This is a genomic window from Halomonas sp. KO116 (genome assembly GCF_000734975.2).
Classification (GTDB): Bacteria; Pseudomonadota; Gammaproteobacteria; order Pseudomonadales; family Halomonadaceae; genus Vreelandella; species Vreelandella glaciei.
In genome coordinates this window covers 2,195,652-2,217,305 of record NZ_CP011052.1, presented here as the reverse complement: position 1 = coordinate 2,217,305, position 21,654 = coordinate 2,195,652, and the positions used below count along the sequence as shown (strand labels likewise).

Annotated in this window: 11 protein-coding genes, 2 tRNA genes and 3 rRNA genes; 5 read left to right on the top strand and 11 right to left on the bottom strand. The window is 53.1% G+C overall.

Annotated features, from left to right (window positions below):
* Positions 1-88 precede the first annotated feature (88 nt).
* The 4 genes from xdhA to guaD are packed head-to-tail and all read left to right on the top strand — an operon-like array spanning position 89 to position 6,146.
* Entirely contained in the window at positions 89-1,546 is a 1,458-nt protein-coding gene (xdhA, locus tag KO116_RS10265) for a xanthine dehydrogenase small subunit (RefSeq protein WP_035555481.1), read from the top strand.
* Positions 1,530-3,953, top strand: coding sequence for a xanthine dehydrogenase molybdopterin binding subunit (xdhB, locus tag KO116_RS10260; RefSeq protein WP_035555478.1), 2,424 nt, complete (start codon positions 1,530-1,532; stop codon positions 3,951-3,953). The genes xdhA and xdhB overlap by 17 nt, the downstream gene beginning before the upstream one ends.
* Positions 3,950-4,825, top strand: coding sequence for a xanthine dehydrogenase accessory protein XdhC (xdhC, locus tag KO116_RS10255; protein WP_035555476.1), 876 nt, complete (start codon positions 3,950-3,952; stop codon positions 4,823-4,825). The genes xdhB and xdhC overlap by 4 nt, the downstream gene beginning before the upstream one ends.
* Position 4,826: 1 nt before the next feature.
* Positions 4,827-6,146 carry a guanine deaminase gene (gene guaD / locus KO116_RS10250; protein ID WP_035555473.1) on the top strand — a complete coding sequence of 440 codons (1,320 nt, stop codon included), beginning with the start codon at positions 4,827-4,829 and terminating at the stop codon, positions 6,144-6,146.
* Positions 6,147-6,420: 274 nt separating this feature from the next.
* On the opposite strand, the gene rrf is transcribed toward guaD, so the two are convergent.
* The 5 genes from rrf to KO116_RS10220 form a co-directional block, all read right to left on the bottom strand.
* A 5S ribosomal RNA gene (rrf, locus tag KO116_RS10240) occupies positions 6,421-6,536 on the bottom strand.
* Positions 6,537-6,686: 150 nt separating this feature from the next.
* Positions 6,687-9,577, bottom strand: a 23S ribosomal RNA gene (locus tag KO116_RS10235).
* A 267-nt stretch (positions 9,578-9,844) separates the two neighbouring features.
* Positions 9,845-9,920: transfer RNA gene (locus KO116_RS10230), tRNA-Ala, on the bottom strand.
* Between the two features lie 97 nt (positions 9,921-10,017).
* Positions 10,018-10,094 (bottom strand) — tRNA-Ile (locus KO116_RS10225).
* Between the two features lie 211 nt (positions 10,095-10,305).
* Positions 10,306-11,838 (bottom strand): 16S ribosomal RNA (locus KO116_RS10220).
* The 16S, 23S and 5S rRNA genes sit together here with 2 tRNA genes alongside, the layout of an rRNA operon.
* A 448-nt stretch (positions 11,839-12,286) precedes the next feature.
* On the opposite strand from KO116_RS10220, the gene KO116_RS10215 reads away from it, so the two are divergent.
* Positions 12,287-13,273 carry a cytochrome-c peroxidase gene (locus KO116_RS10215; protein WP_035557588.1) on the top strand — a complete coding sequence of 329 codons (987 nt, stop codon included), beginning with the start codon at positions 12,287-12,289 and terminating at the stop codon, positions 13,271-13,273.
* Positions 13,274-13,353: 80 nt separating this feature from the next.
* Here the strand turns inward: KO116_RS10215 and KO116_RS10210 are convergent, their stop codons facing one another.
* The 6 genes from KO116_RS10210 to KO116_RS10185 form a co-directional block, all read right to left on the bottom strand.
* Positions 13,354-14,346: an adenosine deaminase gene (locus tag KO116_RS10210; protein WP_035557585.1), complete on the bottom strand. Its 993-nt coding sequence runs from the start codon at positions 14,344-14,346 to the stop codon at positions 13,354-13,356.
* 49 nt (positions 14,347-14,395) lie between these two features.
* Complete coding sequence (gene cydC / locus KO116_RS10205) at positions 14,396-16,102, bottom strand: thiol reductant ABC exporter subunit CydC (RefSeq protein WP_035557583.1); 1,707 nt, start codon at positions 16,100-16,102, stop codon at positions 14,396-14,398.
* The gene (cydD, locus tag KO116_RS10200) at positions 16,099-17,772 is read right to left on the bottom strand and encodes a thiol reductant ABC exporter subunit CydD (RefSeq protein WP_035557581.1); all 1,674 of its coding nucleotides are present in this window, start codon (positions 17,770-17,772) and stop codon (positions 16,099-16,101) included. Before cydD ends, cydC begins: the two co-directional genes overlap by 4 nt.
* Before the next feature lie 3 nt (positions 17,773-17,775).
* Complete coding sequence (cydB, locus tag KO116_RS10195; RefSeq protein ID WP_035557579.1) at positions 17,776-18,777, bottom strand: cytochrome d ubiquinol oxidase subunit II; 1,002 nt, start codon at positions 18,775-18,777, stop codon at positions 17,776-17,778.
* Positions 18,778-18,779: 2 nt separating this feature from the next.
* Positions 18,780-20,195, bottom strand: a complete 1,416-nt coding sequence (locus KO116_RS10190) for a cytochrome ubiquinol oxidase subunit I (RefSeq protein ID WP_035557576.1) — start codon at positions 20,193-20,195, stop codon at positions 18,780-18,782.
* 231 nt (positions 20,196-20,426) lie between these two features.
* Positions 20,427-21,404, bottom strand: a complete 978-nt coding sequence (locus tag KO116_RS10185) for a calcium/sodium antiporter (protein ID WP_035557573.1) — start codon at positions 21,402-21,404, stop codon at positions 20,427-20,429.
* Positions 21,405-21,654 lie beyond the last annotated feature (250 nt).

The following is a 21,654-nucleotide window of genomic DNA, read 5'->3' as shown; positions in this document are numbered from 1 at the left end:
CAAGGCAGACCATTTTGTCTCAAGCTCAACTTATATTGACCGATCGGTCAGCACAATCCCGGGCTATACAACAACAGTGGAGTTTGGCATGGCAACGATTGCGTTCCTGCTCAATGGTGCCCCCCACCAGTGTGAGGTTTCACCGAACACGAGCACTTTAACCTTATTACGCGAGCATTTGGCGTTAACAGGCACCAAAGAGGGCTGCGCATCGGGTGACTGCGGTGCTTGTACCGTAGCAATTGGCGAGCAAAACGCTGACACCCACACGTTTACCAGTGCCAACGCCTGTATCACACCAGCCCATCAACTTCAGGGTAGGCATTTAGTCACCGTTGAAGGGCTAGCTAAAGAGGGACGTCTGCACCCAGCCCAAGAAGCGATGATCGAATGCCATGGTAGCCAGTGTGGTTTTTGCACGCCGGGTATTGTTATGTCACTTTTCACACTGCATAACGACCTTACCCAGCGGCCTGCTCCGCTACCCCCAGAACGCCTTGAAGCAGCCCTGGGTGGCAACTTGTGCCGTTGCACGGGCTATCGCCCTATCCGGGATGCTGCGCTGCGCATGAATGATATGCCCTATGAGCGCCCCCAATGGCAAGACGCGGCGCTGTCAACGTCAGAAAATGATGCTGAAATAACAGACCCTACAGCGAAAACACCTTTTTTTGCCCAGCCCCTCTCCTTGACAGCCCTAACACGGCTGCGCCAAGAAGCCCCTCAGGCACGCTTGGTGGCAGGAGGCACAGACCTTTGGTTGGAAAGCACGCAGCGCTTGGCTTCGCTTGATCAGTTGATTGATGTTTCTCGCGTTGCCGAACTGTTAACAGTAGCAGCGACAACGTTTGAAGGACAACCTGGCTGGTGGATTGGCGCCGGGGTCACCTATACTCAGCTTGAACCACTGTTTGAAGAGCATTTCCCCGCCTTTGCTCATCTGCTGCACCGATTAGGCTCTCAGCAGATCCGTAACCGGGGAACGCTGGGTGGCAATATCGCCAATGCCTCTCCTATTGGTGATACGCCACCCGTGCTACTTGCCTTGGGTGCTCAGGTGGAACTTGCCAGCACCAACGGCAAGCGTTGCTTAGTGCTAGAGGATTTCTTCCTCGATTACAAAAAGACCGCTTTGGCGGCTGATGAAGTCGTTTCGCGGATTTTCATTCCGCAGCCGGTTGAGGACAGTCAACTACGCGTCTGGAAGTTATCCAAGCGTCGTGAAGATGATATTTCCGCGCTAATCGGTGCCTTCAGCTACCGCATTGAACAAGGTACCTTGCAGGATGTACGCATCGCTTTTGGGGGAATGGCCGCTACTCCCAAGCGCGCGAAAGCTGCTGAAGCAGCGCTCGAAGGGAGCACCTTAACTGCGGAAACTTTTCGCGCCGCTCAGCAGGCACTCGATGACGACTTCCAGCCCATGAGTGACGTGCGGGGCAGTCAGCATTATCGCCAGCAAGCCGCCAAGAACCTGATTGAACGCCTCTATCTCTCCCTTTCAGTGTCCGACCACGAGGTGATGCTCCATGCGTACGCTCACTAAACTGGACGGCGATAGCAGCCGTGCCCGCCGTGAACTGCACGACCACATTCAAGGCTCTGGCCCCTTGGCGCGCCATACGGTCGACAGTAGTGGCCAGCGACAGGCGGGAAGCGCAAGCTTTCACGAGAGTGCGGAAAAGCACGTCACCGGCAAGGCCGCTTATATTGACGACTTATTACTGCCTGCCGACGCGCTCCATGTAGCGCTTGGCCTATCGCCCGTGGCCCACGGCACCTTAACGCAGCTTGATCTCAGCAAGGTGAAAGAGGCCCCAGGGGTAGTCGATGCCATTACCTTTCATGAAGTGCCAGGGCATACCGATATCGGGCCGGTCTTTCCGGGCGATCCTATTTTTGTCGATCAAGCGATCAGCTATGCAGGTCAATGCCTCTTCGCCGTTGCCGCAACGTCGCTGCAGGCGGCACGCCGTGCCGTCACGTTAGCCACCATTAGCATCAATGAGCAGCCTGCCAGCTTAGACCCAGTGGGCGCGACGGAGCGTGAAGAGTTTGTGCGCCCGACTCATGTGCAGACCTGTGGTGATTGGCAGCAGGCGCTTGATCAAGCGGAACAGATTGTTGAAGGCGAGTTATTCGTCGGCGGACAAGAGCACTTCTATCTGGAAGGCCAGGCCTGCGTGGTTCATCCCACCGAGGATGAGGGCGTTATCGTCCATACTTCCAACCAGCACCCCAGCGAAACCCAGAAGCTGGTGGCGGAGGTGCTCGATATTCCTTTTCATGCCGTCACCGTAGAAGTACGCCGTATGGGCGGTGGCTTTGGTGGCAAAGAGACTCAGGCGTCTCCCTGGGCGTGTATTGCTGCGATTATTGCCCGCCGTACCGGCAAAACGGTTCGACTCCGCTTACCGCGCAGCGAAGATATGCGTGCCACGGGTAAACGCCACCCCTTCCATAACCGCTATCGACTCGCCATTGATTCCGAGGGCGTTATTCAGGGTGGCGAGATCACGGTGATTGGTGACTGCGGCTACTCGCCGGATCTCTCCGACGCTATCGTTGATCGCGCCATGTTCCACGCCGACAACGCTTACTCGCTGGGGGATGCCCAGGTAGTCGGTCATCGAGCCAAAACCCATACCGCCTCTAATACCGCATTCCGGGGCTTTGGTGGCCCCCAAGGGATGATGATTATCGAAGCGGCCATGGATGATATTGCCCGCCAGATTGGCGAAGATCCGCTCACCGTGCGTAAGCGCAATTTCTACCGCGAGGGTCGCGACGTCACCCACTACGGCCAGCAGGTCGATCAGTTGCAGCTGTTGCACACACTCGTTGAAAGGCTAGAAAGTGACAGCGAATACTGGTCGCGGCGCAAAGCGGTCAGTGACTTCAATGCCACGAACTCAGTGATAAAAAAAGGCCTGGCACTTACGCCGGTCAAATTTGGCATTTCATTTACCGCCCAGCATCTGAATCAGGCGGGCGCCCTTCTGCATGTTTACACCGACGGCAGCGTGATGATCAATCACGGCGGCACCGAGATGGGCCAAGGGCTACATACTAAAATTTGTCAGGTGGTGGCTCGTGAGCTGGGCCTGGATCTGGAGAAGGTACGCATTACCGCTACGCGAACCGATAAAGTCCCCAATACCTCCCCTACCGCCGCTTCCAGCGGTGCTGACTTAAACGGCATGGCTGCCCGGGATGCGGCCAGCAAACTACGTGAACGTCTGTTCGATTTTGCCGCCGAGCACTATCCCGAGGGTTTGGATCGGGAAGGCATGCGCCTGGAAGACGGCATGTTAGTGGCCGGGTTCGGCGAAAGCGAGCGCAGTATTCCGTGGGGAGAATTGGTGCAAACGGCCTATCTGCATCGGATATCGCTTTCTGAAAAAGGCTTCTATGCTACACCGCTGATTCACTATGACCGCTCAGTCGGCCAGGGTCGCCCCTTTTATTACTATGCATTTGGCGCGGCAGTGGCTGAAGTGAGCGTGGATACCCTGAGCGGCGAATATCAGGTTGACCGCGTTGATATCTTGCACGATGTGGGCGACTCGCTTAATCCCGCTATCGATATTGGCCAAGTGGAGGGGGGCTTTATTCAGGGAATGGGCTGGTTGACCAGCGAAGAGCTGAAGTGGAACGATAAAGGCGTGCTGGTCAGCGATGGGCCCGCGACCTATAAAATCCCCACCTTTGGCGACCTACCGCCTATCTTCAATGTTGAGCTATTGGAAGGCCATCCCAACTCCATGGCCAGTCTCTACCGTTCAAAAGCCGTGGGTGAGCCCCCTTTTATGCTGGGGATTTGTGTCTGGTCGGCGCTGCGTGATGCGCTATCGAGCCTGACTGATTACGCCATCTCTCCCCACTTAGATACACCAGCCACGCCGGAGCGGGTCATGCTGGCAGCCAACGCGATCAGGAAGAAAGTGCTGTGAGTTCTAGTCAACACCCAGAAAGCTGGCATGCGGCGCTACACCGCTTACAGCGCGATGGCATACCCCATGTACTAGCCACTCAAGTGACCAGCGCAGGCTCAACACCCCGCGAGCCTGGCGCACGCATGGTGATCACCGACGATGCGATTTTCGATACGCTAGGTGGCGGTACCTTTGAGTGGCAAACCATTACCGCTGCACGTGGATGTTTGACAGAACAGCGCTATGGCCTCAGCTTGGAAGCCTTCTCTCTGGGCGGACGAAGCGGCCAGTGCTGTGGAGGATTTGTGAATATCCTCTTGGAAGCCTTTCCAGGCACTACAACAAACATCGCGATTTTTGGTGCAGGCCATGTAGGGCAGCAAATTGTAAAGCTAAGTGCGCCGCTTCCCTGGCAGTTGCACTGGTACGATAGTCGAAGCGATGCGTTTGCCGAACAGTACCAGCAGCAGCCGCGACTTAGCTGTTATTCACTCCAAGACGCACAGCAAAGTGTTGCCGCCTTGCCTGCTGATAGCCACGCGCTGGTATTGACGCACAACCACGACGAAGACTATGCGCTGATCAAAACGCTGATCGAGCGCGATGACGTCGCATCGATTGGGCTGATTGGTTCGGACAGCAAATGGGCGAGCTTTGAAGGACGTCTTAAGCGCGAGGGTTACTCCGCCGATCAAATGGCGCGGGTGCGAAGCCCCATCGGGCGCATTCACGACACTAAGCTGAGTAATAAAACGCCCTATGCGATTGCTTTAACGGTGGTGGCTGAACTGCTTTGGCTAACGGACACGCCCTCCTCTCAAGAAAAACGCGGCCTTGACTCCCAGGCAGTGCGAACGCTAATGACCGACTCTCCGACGACCCCGAGTTAATATGAATTCTTCTACCGATACGTTCATTCGTGCCGAATTGATTAGTTTTGTCCGCGACCCTGGCGATGGCAATACGCCCGAACCGGGCAGTTTAGAGCATTACGGCGACGGCTTGCTGTGGTTGAAAGGCCAGCATATTCATGCCGTCGGCCATTTCCCCGAGCTCTCACCTTCACTACCCAAAGGGGCTGACGTTCTCGATTATCGTGACAAACTGATTATGCCGGGGTTTATCGATACCCACGTGCACTATGTCCAGCTGGATATCATGGCTTCTTATGGCCGCCAACTGCTTGACTGGCTAAACGACTACACCTTTCCTGAAGAGTGTCGCTTTGCTAATCATGCCCATGCAGAAGCGCTGTCTAACGCTTTTTTGGATGAGATGCTACGTGCGGGCACTACCACTGCCCAGGTATTCGGCTCTAGCCATCCCGGCTCCGTAGATGCATTTTTCACCGCCTGTCAAAAACGTCAGCTGCGCATGCTGGTAGGTAAAGTATTGATGGATCGCAATGGGCCAGAGGCACTCATGGATGGTGCATCAGGTATTGCTGACAGCGAGCGGCTTATTGAAGATTGGCACGGCAAAGGCCGCCTGGGCTATAGCGTCACACCGCGCTTTGCGCCTACATCGACCAAAACGCAGATGGATGCGGCAGGCGCCCTGCTTCGTAATGATCCAAGTCTCTGGTTACAGACCCATTTGGCTGAAAACAGCGGTGAGTTGGACTGGGTAGCCGAACTGTTTCCAGGTAGCCGCGACTATTTGGCCGTTTATGAGCAAGCAGGTCTCGTTGGCCCACGCAGTACCTTTGCCCACGGTATTCATCTCGATAACGGTATGCGCAAGCGATTGGCGGATCGAGGCGCCAATATTGCCTTTTGCCCCAGCTCCAATCTCTTTCTTGGCAGCGGTTTATTTGACCGTGAGGCCGCCAAACAGACGGGTATGGCATTTACCTTTGCCAGCGATATCGGTGCAGGCACTGACTTATCGGGCTTTGGCACGCTGAAAGCGGCCTATCAAGTGGGTCAACTAGGTGGCCAACCGCTTACTGCCTGGCAAGGCTTTTATGGTTTAACCAAGGGGAATGCAAAAGCACTCTCGCTGGATAGCCACATCGGTCAGTTAGCTCCCTCACTTGAGGCTGACTTTGTGGTGATTGACACCCAGGCAACATCGCTGCTGTCTCGACGTATCAGTCATTGCACCACGCTCGGCGAACGGCTGTTTGCGCTAATGATGCTGGCGGATGATCGTGCTATTTATGAGACATGGGCAGGTGGGCAATGCCAGCATCGTAGAGATACTATCTAATCACAGTGCAACGGTGGCAGCTTCAGCTCACGATGACGGGTGCCACCGAAAGTTGAGATGGCCACGTCGCTGCGCTCCTCGCCATGACATGCGCGGGCCACAGCCAGTGACTCTCCATGTGTCATCGCGAGCGAAGCGTGGCGATCTCGAGGTTTCTTACCGTCGCAGGACGAGATGGCCGCGTCGCTGCGCTCCTCGCCATGACATGGCTTTTTTCTTTCCTTCCAGGCAACAAAAAACCCAGCCGGGTGGCTGGGTTTTCTGCGGTATAGGTGCCTGACGATGACCTACTCTCGCATGGGGAGACCCCACACTACCATCGGCGCTAAGCGGTTTCACTGCTGAGTTCGGCAAGGGATCAGGTGGTTCACGCGTGCTATGGTCGTCAGGCGTAACTGGCGGTATATCATGCTGACGCGTTGTTGCTAAATTGCGATCGTCTCATTGCCTGCCGCCTGTTCTCATTGAGTCAGGCCACACGCTGCGTATCCGGCTTTTTAATGTCTCGTCATCATCGCGACCAGACCCCTTGGGTGTTATAGGGTCAAGCCTCACGGGCCATTAGTACACGTTAGCTCAACGCCTTGCAGCGCTTCCACACCGTGCCTATCAACCAGCTGGTCTCGCTGGGCCCTTCAGGAGGCTCTAGGCCTCAGGGATGTCTCATCTTGAAGGGGGCTTCCCGCTTAGATGCTTTCAGCGGTTATCCCGTCCGACCATAGCTACCCGGCAATGCCACTGGCGTGACAACCGGAACACCAGAGGGTCGTCCACTCCGGTCCTCTCGTACTAGGAGCAGCCCTTCTCAAACATCCAACGCCCACGGCAGATAGGGACCGAACTGTCTCACGACGTTCTAAACCCAGCTCGCGTACCACTTTAAATGGCGAACAGCCATACCCTTGGGACCGACTTCAGCCCCAGGATGTGATGAGCCGACATCGAGGTGCCAAACACCGCCGTCGATGTGAACTCTTGGGCGGTATCAGCCTGTTATCCCCGGAGTACCTTTTATCCGTTGAGCGATGGCCCTTCCATACAGAACCACCGGATCACTAGAACCTGCTTTCGCACCTGCTCGACGTGTCTGTCTCGCAGTCAAGCACCCTTATGCTCTTGCACTCAATGCACGATGTCCGACCGTGCTGAGGGTACCTTCGTGCTCCTCCGTTACTCTTTAGGAGGAGACCGCCCCAGTCAAACTACCCACCACACACTGTCCTCGATCCGGATAACGGACCTGAGTGAGAACGCCAATGATGCCAGGCTGGTATTTCAAGGGTGGCTCCCTCCGAACTGGCGTCCAGAGTTCAAAGCCTCCCAGCTATCCTACACAGGCAACATCAGCGTCCAGTGTGAAGCTATAGTAAAGGTTCACGGGGTCTTTCCGTCTAGCCGCGGGTACACCGCATCTTCACGGCGATTTCAATTTCACTGAGTCTCGGGTGGAGACAGCGTGGCCATCATTACGCCATTCGTGCAGGTCGGAACTTACCCGACAAGGAATTTCGCTACCTTAGGACCGTTATAGTTACGGCCGCCGTTTACCGGGGCTTCAATCAAGAGCTTCGCCTTGCGGCTAACACCATCATTTAACCTTCCGGCACCGGGCAGGCGTCACACCCTATACGTCCGCTTGCGCGTTAGCAGAGTGCTGTGTTTTTAATAAACAGTTGCAGCCACCTGGTATCTTCGACCGGTTCGGGCTTAGAGAGCAAGTCTCATCACCCTACGCCGGCGTGCCTTCTCCCGAAGTTACGGCACCATTTTGCCTAGTTCCTTCACCCGAGTTCTCTCAAGCGCCTTGGGATTCTCTCCCTGACCACCTGTGTCGGTTTGGGGTACGGTCGCACATGATCTGAAGCTTAGAGGCTTTTCCTGGAAGCGTGGCATCAGTGACTTCCTGACCGTGGTCAGTTCGTTTCGTGTCTCGGCCTTAAGGGTCCGGATTTGCCTAAACCCTCAGCCTACTCACTTTCACCAGGACAACCAACGCCTGGCTCACCTAGCCTTCTTCGTCCCCCCATCGCAACCATGTCCGGTACGGGAATATTGACCCGTTTCCCATCGACTACGCCTTTCGGCCTCGCCTTAGGGGCCGACTCACTCTGCTCCGATTAGCGTCGAACAGAAACCCTTGGTCTTCCGGCGAGGGAGTTTTTCACTCCCTTTATCGTTACTCATGTCAGCATTCGCACTCGTGATACCTCCAGCAGACTTCTCAATCCACCTTCATTGGCGTACACGACGCTCCTCTACCGCTCATCCTAAAAGGATGAACCCGTAGCTTCGGTACCTGGTTTAGCCCCGTTACATCTTCCGCGCAGGCCGACTCGACTAGTGAGCTATTACGCTTTCTTTAAAGGATGGCTGCTTCTAAGCCAACCTCCTAGCTGTCTGAGCCTTCCCACATCGTTTCCCACTTAACCAGGATTTCGGGACCTTAGCTGACGGTCTGGGTTGTTTCCCTTTTCACGACGGACGTTAGCACCCGCCGTGTGTCTCCCACGCGTTACTCACCGGTATTCGGAGTTTGCCTCGGGTTGGTAAGTCGGGATGACCCCCTAGCCGAAACAGTGCTCTACCCCCGGCGGTACTACATGAGGCGCTACCTAAATAGCTTTCGAGGAGAACCAGCTATCTCCGAGCTTGATTAGCCTTTCACTCCGATCCACAAGTCATCCAAATCTTTTTCAACAGATCCTGGTTCGGGCCTCCAGTTGATGTTACTCAACCTTCACCCTGCTCATGGATAGATCGCTCGGTTTCGGGTCTATATCCAGCGACTGTGTCGCCCAGTTAAGACTCGGTTTCCCTACGGCTCCCCTATACGGTTAACCTCGCCACTGAATATAAGTCGCTGACCCATTATACAAAAGGTACGCCGTCACCCAACAAGTGGGCTCCGACTGCTTGTACGCACACGGTTTCAGGATCTATTTCACTCCCCTCTCCGGGGTTCTTTTCGCCTTTCCCTCACGGTACTGGTTCACTATCGGTCAGCCAGGAGTATTTAGCCTTGGAGGATGGTCCCCCCGTCTTCAGTCAAGGTTTCTCGTGCCCCGACCTACTCGATTTCACATGATCAGATTTTCGACTACGGGGCTATCACCCGCTACGGCCAGACTTCCCAATCTGTTCGCCTAATCAGTCTCATGCTTAAGGGCTGGTCCCCGTTCGCTCGCCGCTACTAGGGGAATCTCGGTTGATTTCTTTTCCTCAGGGTACTTAGATGTTTCAGTTCCCCTGGTTCGCCTCGTACACCTATGTATTCAGTGCACGATACTCATCTTATGATGAGTGGGTTTCCCCATTCAGAAATGCCCGGGTCACAGGTTGTTGCCACCTCACCGAGCCTTATCGCAGGCTACCACGTCTTTCATCGCCTCTGGCTGCCTAGGCATCCACCGTGTGCGCTTCATTGCTTGACCCTATAACCCGAAGGAGTCTGGATGTCGCAATGATCACGTTTCATTTTGCCGGATACGCTGACGCGTATCACAATTTAAGAAGCACTTCTTGCGAAGTGTTCTTGTCAGCATGATATACATTGTTAAAGAGCAGCTGTTCAATGAACAGTGATAAAGCGGCATTCTGTAGCTATAGCAACACTTATAGCGACTACAGCGCAGCGACTTATCAATGGTCACGAAACATTCACAAACGGTATTGAGGTTAAAACAGGATAGTAAAGGAAATGGTGGAGCCAAGCGGGATCGAACCGCTGACCTCCTGCGTGCAAGGCAGGCGCTCTCCCAGCTGAGCTATGGCCCCAATACTAACATCACGCAAATTTGTGTAAGACGAGGCGCATTATTGCGACGCATAGCCTGCTATGCGAGTAATAATGCAACGACGTATTACGCAAATTTGGTGGGTCTGGGCAGACTTGAACTGCCGACCTCACCCTTATCAGGGGTGCGCTCTAACCAACTGAGCTACAGACCCATTTACTGACTACTCTTACAACCGCGTCGGCTGGCCGACCTCACCCTGCTTTCCATTTAAGGTCAGGGGGTGCGCTCTAACCAACTGAGCTACAGACCCGGCTATTTAACCATTACGCTTAAAAGTCACGTAACAGCTAAACTAACTACCGTTTGCTCTATATCTGATCAGGTAATTCATTGTGGACGCTTACCAACGGTGACGCATCGTTTAAGGAGGTGATCCAGCCGCAGGTTCCCCTACGGCTACCTTGTTACGACTTCACCCCAGTCATGAACCACACCGTGGTGATCGCCCTCTTGCGTTAGGCTAACCACTTCTGGTGCAGTCCACTCCCATGGTGTGACGGGCGGTGTGTACAAGGCCCGGGAACGTATTCACCGTGACATTCTGATTCACGATTACTAGCGATTCCGACTTCACGGAGTCGAGTTGCAGACTCCGATCCGGACTGAGACCGGCTTTAAGGGATTCGCTGACTCTCGCGAGCTCGCAGCCCTTTGTACCGGCCATTGTAGCACGTGTGTAGCCCTACCCGTAAGGGCCATGATGACTTGACGTCGTCCCCACCTTCCTCCGGTTTGTCACCGGCAGTCTCCTTAGAGTTCCCACCATTACGTGCTGGCAAATAAGGACAAGGGTTGCGCTCGTTACGGGACTTAACCCAACATTTCACAACACGAGCTGACGACAGCCATGCAGCACCTGTCTTACAGTTCCCGAAGGCACACCAGAATCTCTTCCGGCTTCTGTAGATGTCAAGGGTAGGTAAGGTTCTTCGCGTTGCATCGAATTAAACCACATGCTCCACCGCTTGTGCGGGCCCCCGTCAATTCATTTGAGTTTTAACCTTGCGGCCGTACTCCCCAGGCGGTCGACTTATCGCGTTAACTTCGCCACAAAGTGCTCTAGGCACCCAACGGCTGGTCGACATCGTTTACGGCGTGGACTACCAGGGTATCTAATCCTGTTTGCTACCCACGCTTTCGCACCTCAGTGTCAGTGTCAGTCCAGAAGGCCGCCTTCGCCACTGGTATTCCTCCCGATCTCTACGCATTTCACCGCTACACCGGGAATTCTACCTTCCTCTCCTGCACTCTAGCCTGACAGTTCCGGATGCCGTTCCCAGGTTGAGCCCGGGGCTTTCACAACCGGCTTATCAAGCCACCTACGCGCGCTTTACGCCCAGTAATTCCGATTAACGCTTGCACCCTCCGTATTACCGCGGCTGCTGGCACGGAGTTAGCCGGTGCTTCTTCTGCGAGTGATGTCTTTCCTACCGGGTATTAACCGACAGGCGTTCTTCCTCGCTGAAAGTGCTTTACAACCCGAGGGCCTTCTTCACACACGCGGCATGGCTGGATCAGGGTTGCCCCCATTGTCCAATATTCCCCACTGCTGCCTCCCGTAGGAGTTCGGGCCGTGTCTCAGTCCCGATGTGGCTGATCATCCTCTCAGACCAGCTACGGATCGTTGCCTTGGTAAGCCATTACCTTACCAACTAGCTAATCCGACATAGGCTCATCCAATAGCGGGAGCCGAAGCCCCCTTTCTCCCGTAGGACGTATGCGGTATTAGCCTGGGTTTCCCCAGGTTATCCCCCACTATCGGGCAGATTCCTATGCATTACTCACCCGTCCGCCGCTCGTCAGCATCTAGCAAGCTAGATCTGTTACCGCTCGACTTGCATGTGTTAGGCCTGCCGCCAGCGTTCAATCTGAGCCATGATCAAACTCTTCAGTTTAAGATCTATGCGGTTCTTACCTGCCACTCGAAAGTGACAGAAGCGAACCAAACTTGGCTCAAGGTTCAAACGAATTCATTCAAAACAGGTTTCGAAAAACCTTATTGCTTGAGTCGCTTGCCTTGATATTGGGTGATTTGTCACCAACGTCAGCAAGCGCCCACATGAATTACCTGATCAAATTGTTAAAGAGCTAGTCGATGAGGCCGTGCCCCGTTGACGTGTGCGTATACTACCCGATCCACCGCTAGGGTCAACAGTGATTTGAACATTTATGACTAAAAGTCGTTAAAGATTAGGGCTCACCCTGCACGCACTATAAAGCAATGCAAGATTTGATCTGGGTCAAAACGGCTATCCCCCTCTCCCATAAGCTTACAGATAGTGGACGTTGAGGCTCTTCGCACGAAGCCCAAAACGCCGATTATAAAAGCGAGGGAGATTAAACATGACCATAAAAGCCACCTTACTACCCGCACTGGCGGCCAGCAGCTTTCTTGCTGCAAGCTTAGCCATGGCTGACGATGGCTTGGAAAATTACCGCCAACGTTTCGAGGCACTGCCTTACCTTCCACCAATCCCTGCGGACAACTCATTAACAGAGGAGAAGGTAGAACTCGGTAACATGCTGTTCTTTGAACCACGCATCTCGTCAAGTGGCGTTATCAGCTGTGCCACCTGCCACAATCCAGCGCTAGGCTGGGCTGACCGAATTCCCCGCGCTGTTGGCCACGATGGGCAGGTCGGTGAACGTAATACCCCCACCGTGTTGAACAGTGGCTTTTTAGGATCACAATTTTGGGATGGCCGAGAGCCTGATTTAGAAGGCCAAGCACTGGGCCCTATTGAAGCACCGGTGGAAATGGCGATGGATCTGGAAATGGCCCTGGAGCGGCTGGTGGGATTCGAGCTCTATCAGGAAAAATTCAACGCCGCCTATCCTGATCAAGAAGAACCTATCACCGATGATAATCTGGCCCACGCGTTAGCCGCTTTCCAACGTACGCTCAATACACCCAACTCACCTTTTGATCGTTACCTACACGGTGATTTAGAGGCAATTAACCAACAAGCCAAAGACGGTATGGTGGCTTTTGTTGATAATGGCTGTATCGCCTGCCATCGCGGTCCTGCTTTAACCGATAGCCAATTTCATGCGATTCAGGTTCCAGGCTCAACCGATTTAGGTCGTTACGTAGTCACCGAAGAAGAGAGTGATAAGTACCGTTTCAGGACACCTACGCTGCGCAATGTGGCGGTGACGTATCCATATATGAATAACGGAGCGACTGAGACACTGAAAGAAGCGGTCGCTATAATGGGCAAAGAAATGCTCGGACGGGAGTTTGATGATGACACTATTAGTGCTATTACCGCGTTTCTCAATACACTAACCGGTGAAATGCCTGATTTTGACGTACCTGCATTGCCCTAAACTATCGTTTTAATCCGACACTTAAAACTATCGCCTCAATGCGAACAACCGCCTGATCAGCGCGACCAAGCGGTTTGATGTTATACAGCAGCCAAACGAGCCAGCAACTCTTCGCGACGCTTTGGAGTAACAAAAGCTTCTTCAATAGCATTGCAGGTTAGCTGACGAAATACCGCTTCATCCCAACCAAACGCCTCGACGCAAGCAAGGTGGTTGGTCAGCATCCCGCCTCCAAAATAGGCGGGATCATCCGAGCTAATCGTTACCTTGAGCCCTTCAGCCAACAGCTTAGGAAGCGGATGATCACGCAGATCTTCCACCACCTTTAAACTCACGTTAGAAAGTGGGCAGACCGTTAATACAATTTGCTCGCTGCGCAAACGTTCAACTACCTCATTACTTTCCAAACACCGCACACCATGATCGATACGTTGAACATCAAGAAGATCCAGGGCTTCTTGAATATATTCTGCTGGGCCTTCCTCTCCTGCATGGGCCACACGAACAAGGCCAAGCTGCTTAGCGCGCTCAAATAAATCCACAAACCCAGCAGGCGGATTATTTTGCTCAGCACTGTCTAAGCCGATCGCATCCAGCAGCTTCCAATACGGAGCCGCTTGCTCCAGGACATGTAACGCCTCCTCAGCAGGGCGATCACGTAGAAAAGCCATAATCATGCCGATAGAGAGATCGAGAGTTTCTTCAGCTTCCTGCTTGGCTTTTAATAATCCCCCCATGACCACTTCAAGGGGAACGCCACGTTGCAGATGCGCCTGAGGGTCAAAGTGCATGTCGATATGAACAACACCTTCCTCCCGCGCACGCTTGAAATAATCCATCGCCAGGTCATAAAAGTCTTCTTCATTACGAAGCACGTTCATGCCTTGAAAATAGAGGTTTAGAAACCCCTGCAGATCGCTGAAATGATAAGCATTTTTAGCTTCTTGAACAGTCGCATAAGGCAAATCAATGCCATTGCGCTGCGCTAACGCAAACATTAATTCTGGTTCCAATGAGCCTTCGATGTGCAAATGGAGCTCTACTTTGGGAAGGTCGCGTAAAAATTCGTGCATGGAGGGCTCCTAGCTGCCTTATCAATTAATTAATGTCATTCATTATCGATTATTTCAGCGGGCATTGGCTAAGTTTACCGGCATCTAAATGCCAGTGGTACTCGATCCCAGGCAATAGTTTTAGCGAACTCACTTGATGTAGAAAGAAGATAGCCGTTCGATTAATCAGCCATTTATCCAAGGAAGCCGCAATATGCTTAGCTGTCGCTGAATCAACACCAGCAAACGGCTCGTCTAGAATCACGACTTGAGGGTTACTTAGCATCAGACGCGCTAAAGCTAAACGCCTGCCCTGACCACCCGAGAGCTGATGACCTTTCTCCCCCACCGCTGTCGCCAACCCTTTTGGCAACTGCTCAACCCAACTGTCCATCGCTACCGCCCTCAAGACCTCCCAAAGCATCTCATCGCCAGCGGTGGGGTTGGCAATACGCAAATTCTCGGCTATCGAAGCATCAAAAAGATCTACCTGCTGGGTGAGCATGGCAAAGTGATGAGCACGGCTTTCGGTCGAAAGTTGCAACGATGGCACCCCGCCGACCATCGCCTCTCCCTGCGTCGCTTTTAAGCGCCCCATTAACAGGCTGGCTAAAGAAGATTTACCGGCTCCGGAGTTGCCGGTTATCACCGCTCGCTTTCCGGCGGGCAGGTAAAACTCAACCTTACTTAACGCGGGCCCAAGTGTATGGGCATAGCGCAGAGAGAGCTGATTCGCCTGAATATCTAGGCCGCGCCCTTCTGGTAGAGTAGCAGAGGCCTTACTTGCCGTTGGAACATCGGCTAATTCATTTAAACGTTGAACCGCAGCATGGCTCGCGCCTAGCTTTATAAAGCTAGCAGGTAGCGTAATAAACGCCTCATTGGCACCCAGTGCTATCAATGCAGCCATCACCAAAATAGGCCCCGCTACCAACTGCTGACTAAACACTAGGCTAGCCAACCACACGACTGCGACTACCATGACGCCGCTAACAACACTCACCACGCAATTTAATAGCGCAGTCTTACGCCCTAATCGGCGCGAGTTGCTAAACGCCTGCCGCTCTTGACTGGCGATAAGCGTACGGTGCCACTCGGCCGTTTGGTAACTCATCAACTCAGCCGAGGCCTGCACCTGGTCAACCACTAAACGACGCAGCAACTGCTGATCAACCACCTGCTGATAGCTTTGCGACCCCCCCCAAACAGCAGCCAAGAGTGTTGCTACTAGCCACAGCACGCCTAGTGTCAACGCCATCAGAACGGCGACGCCGGGCAACCAAATAGCCACAAAAAGCGAGACGGCTACCACGCCGAGCAGCGCAACTAACGGTGGCACCAAGAGCCGGAGATAAAAGTTATCCAGCGTGTCGATATCCGCCGTTAACCGGCTTAGCCAATCGCTGGCACGCTCACCGTGCAAGCGGGCATCGTCGAAGTGGGTTAAATAACCAAATACCCGATACCGCAAGTCAGCCAGTAGCGTTAGCACCGTATTATGGTTATACAGCCGCTCAACATAACGGGCGATGGTACGCGCCAAGGCAAAAAAACGAATGCCACCGCCGGGCACATAAACATCCAGTCGCGTTGGAAGGCCTAAGGATAGAGCGATCCCTGTCAACGCGCTGGCAGTAATAAACCAACCCGACAGGCCCAGCAGCGCCAGTCCTGCTATCAGGGTGATCCATACCAGCAAAGCGCCTAACAAGAAGCGCCTGCGCCTCCGAACTAGAAGCAGCAACCAAGGGCGGAATTCACGGTAAGTCCCCATCATGAGACCACCTCTACCAGCTCGCCCTTCTCAAAAGCAAAGTGACGATGAGCAACGGCGATGACGGCGGGGTGGTGAGTAGCGATCACCAGCGTTCGTCCCTCTTGCGCAAGCTCAAGTAGAGCAGTCATAACGAACTGCTCTGTCTCTTGATCTAAACTCGCCGTGGGTTCATCTAACAGTACCAGTGGAGCATTACTGAGATAAACGCGGGCAAGTGCCAAACGCTGAGCCTGCCCCCCCGACAGTCCAACTCCACGCTCACCAATTAATGTATCTAGGCCTTCGGGCAGTTGGGTTAAAAGAGCCCCAAAACCTGCGCGCTGAAGCGCTGCAACCATTTCTTCACGAGAAGCGTCAGGAGCCGCTAAGCGGAGATTATCAATCAAGCTTCCGTGCAGGAGACAAGGCTGCTGATCCAGCCAGGCATAATGGCTATTCACCTGTCGCCAGTACTCTCCCGCACTGGGGGCGATAAAGTCCGCCAGCAGCGCCAACAGTGTCGACTTTCCGCTACCGGAGATACCGCTAATCGCCACCACCTCCCCCTTTTGAATAGTGAGAGTGATCGGGCCTATTACTTGCCCTCGGCTGGGATAAGCAACGCAGGCAGCCGTTAATTCGATGGCTGATCTTTCCGACAGCGGAGGCAAATGACGATGACCGCTCACCAAGCTTGGCTGATTAAGTATATTCACTACACTTTCGGCGGCACCGAGTGCCGCCGCGCGATCATGGTAGTGCTGAGAAAGCGTACGAAGAGGCTGGAAAAACTCGGGAGCGAGCAGTAGCACCGCTAAGCCAGAAAAAAGCGTCAGTGACGAAGATGGCCCGTACTCGATATAGCCCAACAGGCCAAAACCGACATACATGGCCACCACTGCAATCGCGACTGAAGAAAAGAACTCGAGGACGGCAGAAGAGAGAAAAGCCAAACGCAAAGTACGCATACTCAGACGCCGATATTCGTCGGTGGCATACCAAACATCCTGCTGTGCGGCGGAGGTACGTCCAAATAGCTGCAACGTCGTCATACCGCGCACCCGATCAATAAAATGCGCAGACAATCGCGATACCGCAACGAATTGGTCACGGTTAAGGCGTTCCGCCCCCATACCGACCAACGCCATAAAAAGCGGAATAAGCGGTGCAGAAAGCAGCAGGAAAAGTGCCACCAAGTAATCAAGCCAGCCTGCCACCGCCAAGATCAACAGTGGTAAACAGAACGTGATACGCAGTTGAGGGTAAAAACGCGCGAAATAACCCTCTAGCGTATCGATGTGTTCAACCACTTGACTGGCTAATGAACCACTATGCTGACTGGTAAGCCAAACGGGACCTAATGCAGATAATTTATCGAGCAACTGAGCTCTGGCACGCTGACGTATTCGCAGGCTCGCTTCCAAGCTCAGCGTTTCATGCCCCCACTGAAAGGCGGCGCGCAAAAGCACACAGCCCACCAATAGAGAAAATATCGGCAGTAAAGACATTGGCGACTGGTCGTGAATTACCAATTGATCAATAAGCCAGGCAAGACCCACTACTATCACAACCGTTTGACTACCTGCCAGTACGCCGCAAAGTGCAGAGCCTAGCAGACGTTTACGCTCTCCCCTGGCCAATGTTTGAAGCCAACTGCGCGGCGAAAGGGAGAGCGTTTCTTCAGTTACCATGAATCAGTGATATCCCTCGCCTACACGCACCTTGCCGCGGAATACCCAGTAGGTCCAAGCGGTATAGGTCAATATAATCGGAATAACAAACACCATTCCCACCAGTAAAAACAGCTGTGATTCAGGCGAAGAGGCTGCATCCCACAGCGTATAGTCTGGCGGCACGATGACTGGCCATTTACTTACAATTAGACCTAAATAGGTAAAGACATAAATACCAATAGTCGCTAGGAAAGGTACGCCTTCACGACGCTTTTGAACCGAACGAAAGACGATAAAAGCACAGATCAGTGCAGAGACGGGGAAAACCCAAATTAGCTGAATATTACCGAACCACCGCTCCCACACTAGTGGATTGATGAACGGCGTCCATAGGCTGATCACGGCAAAAACAAACAGCACCAGCGCCAGCAGCATTGGGGTAATTTTGTAAGCCCAATCTTGCACATGACCTTCTGATTTAAGAATTAACCAAGTGGCCCCCAACAGGGCGTAGCCTGCCATTAAACCAAGCCCGGTCAGCACTGAGAAAGGCGTCAGCCAGTCAAAGGCGCCGCCTACATAGGCGAAGTTTTCCACTGGAAAGCCTTGAATATAAGCCCCGACAACAGCTCCTTGAGCGAATGCGGCGATAGCCGATCCCCAGCAGAAAGCGCGGTTCCACCAGCGCCGATTGCGCCTGGATTTAAAACGGAATTCAAAAGCTACGCCACGAAAGATCAAGCCCGCCAGCATTAAGAAGACGCCGATATATAAAGCCGGCAAGAAAACTGAATAAACCAGCGGGAAAGCGCCCAACAAACCAGCCCCGCCTAGCACCAGCCATGTTTCGTTGCCATCCCATATCGGTGCCACTGAGTTCATCATCACATCGCGGGCATCTTCATCAGGAGCAAAGGGGTAAAGAATCCCCAGCCCCAAATCAAATCCGTCCATCAACACATACATCATGATGCCGAAACCGATGATAAAGGCCCAAACTAACGTCAGATCAAACATTTCCATGTCTAGCTCCTCACCGGGTCAACGTCATCGTCAAAAGGGGTATGCGCAGCAGACATTGGGCGCATGGGCCGCTTGAAGTTCTCATCGGTTGTATCGCGCTCTTCTTCAGGCAGCATACCGTTGCGCACCACGCGCGTGAGGTAATAAATGCCCGCATAAAACACCACGGCGTAAACCAAGATATAACCAATCAGAGTAAATAGCGCCATAGGGCCCGTTAGTGAAGGCGTTAAGCCTTCGGCATGCGTCATCATTCCATAAACGAGCCAAGGCGCACGACCTGACTCAGTCACGATCCAGCCCGCCAAGACAGCGACAAATGGCATAGGAATCATGGCAGTCAAGCCTTTTAAAAATAGCCGTTTATCAAAGATACGACCTTTGATGCGTAACACTAATCCCGTTAACGCCACTGCAATCATGAGTAGGCCAATCCCTACCATGACTCGGAAGGCCCAGAAAATGATCAGCACTGGCGGCTGCTCTTCAGGCGCCGCCTCGCTAATCCCCGGCACCTCCCCATCAATAGAGTGGGTCAAGATGATGCTGGCCAGATTAGGAATACCCAGCTCAAAGTGATTGGTTTGCGCATCTTGATCAGGAATAGCAAATAACAACAGCGGCACATTGCCGGAGGTTTCCCAATGCCCTTCCATCGCAGCCACTTTAGTCGGCTGGTGCTCTAACGTATTGATGCCATGGAAATCGCCAATAACGGCCTGGGTAGGTGCCAAAAACAGCAACAGCCAAAGGCACATTGAGAGCGCACGGCGGTTAGCTTCTGGGTCCCGGTCACGCAACAGAAACCATGCGCTCACCCCTGCGACAACAAAGCCACCTGTCAGGAAGGAGGCAACGGCCATATGCATAAAGCGGTATGGGAACGACGGATTAAAGATCGCCTCTGTCCAAGAGGTGACGTGGAAACGGAAGTCGATCAGCTCTACCCCTGCCGGCGTGTGCAGCCAACTGTTAGCCGATAGGATCCAAAAGGACGAAATAAAGGTGCCCACCGCCACCATAATGGCCGCAAAGAGGTGGACGCCTTGAGGAACCTTTCCACGCCCAAATAGCAGCACGCCCAGGAAAGCCGCTTCTAAGAAGAAAGCTGTCACCACTTCATAGCTCAGCATAGGGCCGAGGAAATTCGAGGATGCTTGTGAAAAATTGCTCCAGTTAGTACCAAACTGGAAGGACATCACAATGCCAGACACCACCCCCATGCCAAAGACAACGGCGAACACCTTTGTCCAGAAGAGCGACAGGCGGTCCCAGGCTGGATTTTTCGTTTTGAAGAACAGCCCATGAAGCAGCGCAATGTAGGACGCCAGACCAATAGTAAACACGGGGAAGATCGCGTGAAACGACACAACGAATGCAAATTGCAATCGCGATAATACGAGCGGATCAAGTTCCATTTCACTCTCCTAAGGCCTGAATCGATATTCCATCAACGAGTTAACACAAGCTTAGTTGAGCCTTAATGGCAGCGCACTTTTAGTTATAAGCACTAAGCTTATTTCTTAACTATGTTAATTTTTTAAACATATTATATATTAAGTTACCATCATACATTGACAACCTAACACCCAAGATGGGTCGCATTGACGCACCAAGCACCATAGCGCTGCGCTATTAGGAACATACGTCTAACGAGACATAATAACGACGCTTACCATATAGCCGGTGTACGCGACAAAAAGCGCCAGCAATATCCCACCTTCCAAACGATTAATGCGCCGTGGGCGACCACGCCAAGAAAACGCAAATAGAATCATCAGCAGTGTCATACCCGTCATCACGCTCCAGTCGCGCACCAATACTTCCCGACCTGCTTCAATGGGCGCAATAACCCCCGCTAGGCCAACGACCGCCAAGCTGTTAAACAGGTTAGAACCGACCACGTTGCCCAACACCATATCGTGTTCTTTCCGACGCAGAGCGCTAATAGAAGAGGCGAGTTCCGGCAGCGAAGTACCAATAGCGACGACGGTTAGACCAATAATCAAATCACTGACACCGAAGCGAACCGCAATTTCAACCGCCCCCCACACCAATAGACGTGAACTAGCGATCAAAAACAGCAGCCCTACCAGGGTCCACATAATGGATTTACCCCGGGACATCGGTTTGCTATCCAGGGTCTCAGCTACTTCAGATACGATTGCGTCGTCAGGCTGACTACGTGAGCGAATAATACTAACAACGATAAAAGCCACTAATGCCAGTAAAAGACAGACAGCTTCCCAGCGTGCTACAAAACCGTCCAGCAGCATCAAGCCAGTCACCAGCATGACTAGCATAAGTATTGGCATTTCTTTACGGATAACGCTGGAATGAACGGCTAATGGCGAAATAAGCGCTATTAGCCCCAGTATTAAGCCAATATTAGCAATATTAGAGCCGTATGCATTACCTACCGCCAGCCCTGGGTTACCATCTATTGCCGCCAGCACCGATACCATCATTTCTGGGGCCGAGGTACCAAAACCGATGACAAGCATCCCAATCAACAGCGGCGAAAGCCCAAGCCAACGCGATGTGGCTGCAGCGCCATCAATAAACTTTTCAGCACTCCAAACCAATAATATCAAACCAAACACAACCGCTAATGTGGGAAGCAGCATTTCATTTCCTTCATGGCATAATGAACGGCACTAATTTCAACGTTTTGTAGCTTAGCGCCCCCTCATAGCGAGGGCGCCAAGATGATTTTACTAGCAACGCTAACCATCACGTTGCGACCTCTTGCTGAGGAGCTATCCTGGCAGAGAAGCAACCGGCAGTGCTGTTCATCCGCCGCCACTCGCCATTGCGCCGCAGCATCGTTGTCTAAACTGATGCCATGGTCAAGCGGCTTGGCTATGTTTTTGAACA

Coding starts and splice junctions, on each gene's coding strand:
- xdhA (WP_035555481.1), top strand. CDS start 89: ATGGCAACGATTGCGTTCCTGCTCAATGGTGCCCCCCACCAGTGTGAG.
- xdhB (WP_035555478.1), top strand. CDS start 1,530: ATGCGTACGCTCACTAAACTGGACGGCGATAGCAGCCGTGCCCGCCGT.
- guaD (WP_035555473.1), top strand. CDS start 4,827: ATGAATTCTTCTACCGATACGTTCATTCGTGCCGAATTGATTAGTTTT.
- KO116_RS10215 (WP_035557588.1), top strand. CDS start 12,287: ATGACCATAAAAGCCACCTTACTACCCGCACTGGCGGCCAGCAGCTTT.
- KO116_RS10210 (WP_035557585.1), bottom strand. CDS start 14,346: ATGCACGAATTTTTACGCGACCTTCCCAAAGTAGAGCTCCATTTGCAC.
- cydC (WP_035557583.1), bottom strand. CDS start 16,102: ATGATGGGGACTTACCGTGAATTCCGCCCTTGGTTGCTGCTTCTAGTT.
- cydD (WP_035557581.1), bottom strand. CDS start 17,772: ATGGTAACTGAAGAAACGCTCTCCCTTTCGCCGCGCAGTTGGCTTCAA.
- cydB (WP_035557579.1), bottom strand. CDS start 18,777: ATGGAAATGTTTGATCTGACGTTAGTTTGGGCCTTTATCATCGGTTTC.
- KO116_RS10190 (WP_035557576.1), bottom strand. CDS start 20,195: ATGGAACTTGATCCGCTCGTATTATCGCGATTGCAATTTGCATTCGTT.
- KO116_RS10185 (WP_035557573.1), bottom strand. CDS start 21,404: ATGCTGCTTCCCACATTAGCGGTTGTGTTTGGTTTGATATTATTGGTT.